General features: G+C 64.6%; 6 protein-coding genes, 1 tRNA gene and 1 pseudogene. 6 read left to right on the top strand and 2 right to left on the bottom strand.

From position 1 onward, the window contains the following. Positions 1-110, top strand: a pseudogene (locus tag A3E77_RS13085) (response regulator); the annotation flags it as partial. Positions 111-180: 70 nt separating this feature from the next. Beyond that, a tRNA-Val gene (locus tag A3E77_RS13080) sits at positions 181-255 on the top strand. Positions 256-320: 65 nt separating this feature from the next. On the opposite strand, the gene A3E77_RS13075 is transcribed toward A3E77_RS13080, so the two are convergent. Continuing rightward, positions 321-1,112 carry an SDR family oxidoreductase gene (locus tag A3E77_RS13075; RefSeq protein ID WP_293646623.1) on the bottom strand — a complete coding sequence of 264 codons (792 nt, stop codon included), beginning with the start codon at positions 1,110-1,112 and terminating at the stop codon, positions 321-323. A 106-nt stretch (positions 1,113-1,218) separates the two neighbouring features. Here A3E77_RS13075 and A3E77_RS13070 point away from each other — a divergent pair, with 106 nt between their 5' ends. The 4 genes from A3E77_RS13070 to A3E77_RS13055 all read left to right on the top strand — a co-directional run bounded on the left by A3E77_RS13070 (position 1,219) and on the right by A3E77_RS13055 (position 6,112). Beyond that, positions 1,219-2,088: an alpha/beta fold hydrolase gene (locus tag A3E77_RS13070; protein ID WP_293646621.1), complete on the top strand. Its 870-nt coding sequence runs from the start codon at positions 1,219-1,221 to the stop codon at positions 2,086-2,088. 46 nt (positions 2,089-2,134) lie between these two features. Beyond that, entirely contained in the window at positions 2,135-2,857 is a 723-nt protein-coding gene (locus A3E77_RS13065) for an energy transducer TonB (RefSeq protein WP_293646619.1), read from the top strand. Between the two features lie 177 nt (positions 2,858-3,034). Beyond that, positions 3,035-5,332 carry a TonB-dependent receptor gene (locus A3E77_RS13060; protein ID WP_293646627.1) on the top strand — a complete coding sequence of 766 codons (2,298 nt, stop codon included), beginning with the start codon at positions 3,035-3,037 and terminating at the stop codon, positions 5,330-5,332. Between the two features lie 96 nt (positions 5,333-5,428). After that, positions 5,429-6,112 carry a Fe2+-dependent dioxygenase gene (locus tag A3E77_RS13055; protein WP_293646617.1) on the top strand — a complete coding sequence of 228 codons (684 nt, stop codon included), beginning with the start codon at positions 5,429-5,431 and terminating at the stop codon, positions 6,110-6,112. Here the strand turns inward: A3E77_RS13055 and A3E77_RS13050 are convergent. Continuing rightward, on the bottom strand, positions 6,109-6,990 hold the full coding sequence (locus tag A3E77_RS13050) for an FAD:protein FMN transferase (protein ID WP_293646615.1): 882 nt from the start codon (positions 6,988-6,990) through the stop codon (positions 6,109-6,111). The genes A3E77_RS13055 and A3E77_RS13050 overlap by 4 nt on opposite strands. Positions 6,991-7,002 lie beyond the last annotated feature (12 nt).

Below are 7,002 nucleotides of genomic sequence, written 5' to 3'. Positions count from 1 at the left end.
AAGAAAATGTGCCCCAGGCGAAGCTGCTGTCGAAGCCGTTCCACCTCAAGGATCTGGTGCGCGAGGTCGACAATATGTTCGGCCGCGCCGATCGGTCGAGCCAACAATAACGACGACGACGCGCGCGGGGGCTTGCAAAGCCGCGCAGAGGCCTTTAGGGGGCGCGTCACCCCAAGGGATGGGCGTGTAGCTCAGTGGTAGAGCACTGTGTTGACATCGCAGGGGTCGCAAGTTCAATCCTTGCCACGCCCACCATTAAAAACGCCGCCACCCCAACGGGTTGGCGGCGTTTTTGCTTTGTCTCCGCCTGATCCTGCGGTTCAGGCCATCCCGCGGGCCAAATCCCCGCGCGACGCGTCACCAATCTGGCTGCCGCCATCGCAGTCAAGGATCGTGCCGGTGATATATCCGGCCGCCGGCGAACAGAGGAACACGGCCGATTCGGCGACCTCCTCGACCTTGCCCCACCGCTTCATCGCGATCCGGTCGTAATGCGCCTGCCGCGTTTCGGCATCGGGGGCGAGGCGCTTCATGCCTTCGGTATCGGCGATCGGGCCGGGCGAAATGCCGTTCACCCGCACGTCGGGGCCCCATTCGAGCGCCAGCACGCGAATCAGCTGGTTGATCCCGGCCTTGGCCGCACAGGCGTGCGCCTGAAGCGCCGAGGCGTTGACGGCCTGCCCCGCCGTGATCGCGATCAGCGACGCGCCGGGGCGATTCAGCAGGTCGTGACAGCCGCGGAATACGTTGAACGTCCCGTTGAGGTCGATGTCGACGACGGTGCGAAACGCATTGGCCGACATGCCCAGCGCGGGCGCAAGGAAATTGCCCGCCGCGCCGGAAATGACGATGTCCAGCGGGCCAACTTCGCCCGCAACCCGTTCCATCACGGCACGGATCGCCGCATAATCGCGCACGTCGCCCGACAGCCCCATGGCGCCCTTGCCAATTTCTGCCGCCGCGCGCGCCGCCTTGTCCGGATCGCGCCCCGCGACGGCGACCCGGGCGCCCAGTTCGGCAAAACGTTTCGCGATGCCAAGGTTGATCCCGCTGGTGCCGCCGGCGACAAAGGCCGTCTTGCCCGCGAGCAGATTGTCCCGGAATGTCGTCATGCTTCTCTCCCTTGCTTCGTCACTGTTCGCCGATGGCACCGATGCGGGGTTGACGGATCGAAACCAGTCGCCTTTTGAAACTGGAACAGACAGCAAGGACGAACCGATGGCAAGTGCCGGCCCCACCTCGAACAGCTTCATCTCGCAGCGACTGAAGCTTCATTATGTCGACTGGGGCAATCGCGGCGCGCCGCCACTGCTCCTGGTTCATGGCGGCCGCGATCATTGCCGCAACTGGGACTGGGTCGCCGAAAAGCTGCGCGACCGCTATCACATCATCGCGCCCGACCTGCGCGGCCATGGTGACAGCGCATGGTCCCCCGACGGCAATTACGCCATGGATAGCTTTGTTTATGATCTCGCGCAGCTGATCCATCAACTCGACCTTGGCCCGCTGTCGATCGTCGCGCATTCGATGGGCGGCAACATTGCGCTGCGCTACACCGGCCTTTATCCCGAAAATGTCCGCAAGCTCGTCGCGATCGAAGGGCTTGGCCCCTCGCCCAAGGTGATCGCCGAGCGCGCGAAGACCGGCTATGCCGAACGTTTCCGCAAATGGATCGACGACAAGCGCCAGGCGGCGGGACGCACACCGCGCCGCTATGCCACGCTCGACGATGCGCTGGCGCGGATGATGGGCGAGAACGCCTATCTGACGGAAGCGCAGGCCCGCCACCTGACCATCCATGGTATCAGCCGCAACGAAGATGGGACGTGGAGCTGGAAGTTCGACAATTACCTTAATATCTGGCCGGCCTTCGATATGCCGCAGGACGATATCGCCGCCTTGTGGGGGGCGATCGCCTGTCCGACACTCCTGCTCTACGGTGCGAACAGCTGGGCCTCGAACCCCGAAAGGGACGGCCGCCTTCGGCATTTCAAGACCGCGACCGTGATCGAGTTTGAAAATGCCGGGCACTGGCTGCACCACGACCAGTTCGCCCGGTTCATGTCCACGCTAGACGAATTCCTCTAAACCGGCGGCCGGTTGCGCGCGGCTGCGCGCGATAAGAGGCGGCGCGATGGCGTATACAGGGCAGATTTCGGGGCGGCAGCGGGCTCTGTCGGGCGGCGGCGCGCTGCTGACGGTTGTCGCGCTGGGCCTTGGCCTTGCGCGCGGTCTCGACCTCGACTTCGTGCGCACGGCAAGTGAAGCGATCAACGCCATCGCCATCCCGGCACCGCCGCCCCCGCGAACCACTGCGCCCGCCCGCATCCCCAGCGAAAAGGCGAGCGGCAGGGCGGCCGCCGCCAATCGCCATGCCAAGGCTGCTGCGGTCGCCGCCCCGCCCCCCAAGCTGCCGCCGATCATGCCGCCGGTGACCGCCGCGCCGCGGCCCGGATCGGGGAACGACGCATCGGCGGGCGCGACCCCCGACCCCGGCTCCGGATCGGGCGCGGGCGGACGCGGCGACGGCACGGGCGCCGGCGGGACGGGCACCGGGACCGGCGGGGGCTCGAAGGCCGTGTGGCGCAGCGGCACGATCCGTGATCGCGACTATCCTCGCGAAGCGCGCCGCGCGAAGGCGGGCGGTGACGTGGAGGTCCGCTTCACGATCGAGCCAAGCGGCCGCGTTACCGGATGTCGCATTTCGCGGTCCAGCGGCGATGCGTCGCTCGACCGGACGACCTGCGCGCTGATCGAGGAGCGTTTTCGATTCAAACCCGCCACCAATGCGGCGGGCGATCCCGTCGCCAGCCCCTATGGCTGGCGCCAGAGCTGGTGGCTTGAGCCGCGCCGCTGACGCGTCGCTGACATGATTGCAACAATATCGCGAATGATTCGCATTAGAGTTGACTTTGCAATCGACTCTCAATAGCGGCGCCTCATCCATAACAAGGGGGTAACAGCCGTGAAGTCTACGACGTCCGCCACTTTCCTGGCGCTCTCCTGCGTCGGCAGCCTGATCAGCACCTCGGCCATGGCGGCCGACGCGGGTGCCGATGCGTCTTCCGAACAGCAATCCGAACGCGAACGCCGCGAACAACGTGAGCAGATCATCGTCACCGGACAGCATTACCAAACGCAGCAGGAATCGCCGAAATCGACGCGTCCGGTGCGCGACACGCCCCAGACGGTCACTGTGATCACCGGGGAAACGATCGAGCAGCAGAATCTGCTGACGCTGCGCGATATGCTGTCGACCGTCCCTGGCATCACATTCGGCGCGGCCGAGGGCGGCTCGCCCCCCGCTGACTCGATCAACTTCCGCGGCTATTCGGCGGGCAGCGACATCACCCAGGACGGTGTGCGCGACAGCGCGGCCTATAGCCGTTCCGATTCGTTCAACCTCGAACAGCTCGAAATCGTCAACGGCGCCAATTCGGTGCAGAGCGGCGCCGGGTCGGTTGGTGGCTCGATCAACATCGTGACCAAGCGCCCGCTCGACGAAACGCGGGTGATTGCGACCGGCGGCATTGGCACCGACGCATATTATCGCGGGACCGTCGATGCGAACGTCCGCGTCAGCGACCTGATCGCGGTGCGGCTCAACGCGATGGCGCACCAGAACGACGTTCCTGGCCGCGACTTCGACAATTACAAGCGCTGGGGGATCGCCCCGTCGGTCAGCATCGGCATGGCCGGGCCGACCAAGCTGACGCTGCAATATCTGCACCAGGAAGACGACAATATCCCGCAATATGGCGTACCCTATTATGACGGGCTGCTTCCGGGCGTCGATCGCAGCGATTATTTCGGTTATCGCAACGTCGATCGGCAGGAGATCACCGTCGATCAGGCGACCGCGATTTTCGAGCATGAGTTCAGCGACAGCTGGTCGATCCGCAACCTGGCGCGCTGGCAGAAAGTGAACCAGCTCACCATCGTCGGTCCGCCGCAGGGAACCTATTGCCTGTCGACCGGCGTGACCCCGACGGGCGCCAGCTGCACGATCACCGTATCGGGCGCGCCGTTCACCGTGCCCAACGGCTATTATTACATCGGTGGTCCGCGCGGAAACCTGCGCGATTCAACCAACGAGCTGATGTATGACCAGATCGATTTGCGCGGCACCTTCAACACGGGCGCGATCGAACACACGCTGGTCATCGGCGCGTCGGCTTTGTGGGAAAAATACACGCTGAACAGCGGCAACGCCTTGCGCAACGCCGACGGGACGCCCTTCTACGCGCGCTATCCGCTGATCAACATCGCCAATCCGAACGAGGTCGTCATCGGCCCCGCGCTGCCCGCTGGCTTCACCTATGGCAGCAACGTCTACGACGGCCCGGTCAACTTCACCTTCACCAGCCGCCAGCGCGGCGAGGTCGACAATTATTCCGTTTACCTGTTCGACGCGATGAAGATCGGAAAGTTCGAGCTCAATGGCGGCGTCCGCTATGAAAAGAGCAGCGGATCGCGGCGCACCGGCCTGGGCGTGACAACCCCCGCCGAATATAGCGACAACCTCTTCTCTTACCGCATCGGCCTTGTGTACAAACCCGTCGAGGCCGTCACCCTTTACGCCGCCTACGGCAATTCCAAGACCCCGTCGCAATCGTCGGTCAATGGCGCCTGCTCGGAAGCCGCGACGAACGGCAATTGCAACGTCAAGCCCGAGGGCGCGAAGAATTACGAGATCGGCGTCAAGGCCGAAGTCGCGGGCGGTCGCCTGTTGCTCAGCGCCGCGGCGTTCCGCAACGAACGCGACAGCTATCGTGTCAATTCGGGCGACCCGACGCTGCCCGACCAGGTGCTCGACGGCCATTCGCGCGTCGACGGCCTGGCGCTGAGCGCGGTCGGCCAGATCCTGCCCGGCTGGTCGGTCACCGCCAACTACACCTATCTCGACAGCGAGATTTTGCAGTCGGTGTCCGATTTCTGCCTCGCCAACCCCGGTCAGGGCAATTGCACGAACAGTGTCGCCTTCCCCGACCCGGTGGCAGGGGCGCGGCTTCAGAATACCCCGAAACATTCGGGCAGCCTGTTCACGACCTATGAACTGCCGTTCGGGCTGAAGATCGGATATGGCGCGACCTATCAGGGCAAGTTCACCTTCAACCTGCCGACCGCAACCGCCAATCCCGTGCTGTTCCAATCGGACGATTATTGGGTCCACAACGCTTATCTGGCCTATGATTTCAACGACCGGATCAGCGCACAGCTCAACGTCAAGAATTTCACGGACAAGCTCTATTTCACCCGTATCCGCAACAATGGCTGGGCCACCCCCGGCGACGCCCGATCAGCGGTGCTGACCCTGACGGTCGGCCTCTGACCCACTGCCGGGAGCGGCGCTCCGCCGCTCCCGGCATTGATCCTGCCGACGACCTGTGGCAGCGCCGGGCGATAGCGCCGAAGGAACCGACCGCCGATGTTGATTGCCGTTCCCGATTTGCTGTCCGCGGCCGAACTGGCCGACGTCCGTGCGATCATCGACGCTGCCGAATGGATCGACGGCAATGCGACATCGGGGCACCAGGCCGCGCTTGCCAAAAATAACGAACAATTGCCCGAGGATGGCGACGCCGCACGGCAAGCGGGCCGTTTGATCCTCGAGGCGCTCGGCCGCTCACCGATCTTCTTTGCCGCCGCGCTGCCGCTGCGCATCTATCCGCCGCTGTTCAACCGCTATGGCGCCGGGCAGGAATTTGACACGCATGTCGACAATGCGATCCGCATCAAGCGCGGCAGCGATTTTCGCATCCGCAGCGATCTGTCGATCACCGTCTTTCTGGAAGCACCCGAGGATTATGACGGCGGCGAATTGCTGGTCGAGGATCATTATGGCGTCCAGCGCGTCAAACTGCCCGCCGGGCACGCTGTCGTCTACCCGTCGTCGAGCCTGCACCGCGTCACTCCGATCACGCGCGGCAGGCGCGTTGCGTCCTTTTTCTGGCTCCAGTCGATGGTTCGCAGCGCGGAGGAACGCCGCACCTTGTTCGACCTCGATCGCGCGGTGCAGCGGCTGACCGGCGAACTCGGCGGCAAGAATCGCTCGGTGATCGAATTGACCGGCGTCTATCACAACCTGCTGCGGCTCTGGGCTGACAGCTAGCCCAGCATCGCGCGCCACGCGCGCGACAGATATTCGCGATCGCCCGCGACGACACAGGCCGCCAGCTTCCGATCATCGGCGATGGAAATCGCCGCCTCCGCACCGAGCACGGTCAGCGCGGTGGCCCAGCCGTCGGCCATCATGCAACTGCGGTGCAGGACCGTCACCGACGAAACGCCGTTGACGATCGGGCGACCCGTTCGTGGGTCAAAGCTGTGCGAATAAAATGTTCCGTCTGCCGAAAAGCCGCGGCGGTAATTGCCCGACGTCGCGATCGACAAATCGTGCAAGGCGACCCGCCAGGCTGGGACGGACGATGTCGGCGGCATTTCGACATCGACCCACCAGGGTTGCCCATCGGGACGAATCCCCTCGCCGCGCAGCTCGCCGCCGACTTCGAGCAGGAAATGCCGAACGTCGTTCGCAAGCAGCCATTCGGCTGCAAGGTCCACGCCATAGCCCTTTGCGATTCCCGACAGATCGAGCGCCGCCCCTTCGCTGCGCCGGATACGCCGTCTGGCCCGATCGCAATCGATCGTGCGATCATCGCAGCTGTGCGATGCGCCAGGCGCCTGACCTGGCGACGGGGCCTCAACAGACACCGTGCTGCCGAAACCCCATGCCTCGGTCACGCTGCCGAGTCCGGCGTCGAATGCACCGCCGCTTGCACGCGCAATATCGAGCGACGCCGCGACGACACAGGCGAGTTCGCCCGGAATATCGCGCCACTGTCCGGGCGCGGCGCGGTTGAAGCGCGACAGGTCCGATTCAGGCTCCCACTGGCTCATCTGCGCAACGACAAGGTCGAGCGCGGCCTGCACGCCTTCGGCCGTCCGTGCCGGCGGCGACACCGCCAGCAAAGACCAGCTTGTTCCCATGCTGGTCCCGGC

Source organism: Sphingopyxis sp. RIFCSPHIGHO2_12_FULL_65_19, assembly GCF_001830555.1.
Lineage (GTDB): Bacteria > Pseudomonadota > Alphaproteobacteria > Sphingomonadales > Sphingomonadaceae > Sphingopyxis.
The sequence above is the reverse complement of the archived record's forward strand: the minus strand, read 5'-3'. Positions and strand labels throughout refer to the sequence as shown.

Excerpts from the sequence above, each read along its gene's own strand:
- A3E77_RS13075 (WP_293646623.1), bottom strand. The coding sequence starts at position 1,112 with ATGACGACATTCCGGGACAATCTGCTCGCGGGCAAGACGGCCTTTGTC.
- A3E77_RS13070 (WP_293646621.1), top strand. The coding sequence starts at position 1,219 with ATGGCAAGTGCCGGCCCCACCTCGAACAGCTTCATCTCGCAGCGACTG.
- A3E77_RS13065 (WP_293646619.1), top strand. The coding sequence starts at position 2,135 with ATGGCGTATACAGGGCAGATTTCGGGGCGGCAGCGGGCTCTGTCGGGC.
- A3E77_RS13060 (WP_293646627.1), top strand. The coding sequence starts at position 3,035 with ATGGCGGCCGACGCGGGTGCCGATGCGTCTTCCGAACAGCAATCCGAA.
- A3E77_RS13055 (WP_293646617.1), top strand. The coding sequence starts at position 5,429 with ATGTTGATTGCCGTTCCCGATTTGCTGTCCGCGGCCGAACTGGCCGAC.
- A3E77_RS13050 (WP_293646615.1), bottom strand. The coding sequence starts at position 6,990 with ATGGGAACAAGCTGGTCTTTGCTGGCGGTGTCGCCGCCGGCACGGACG.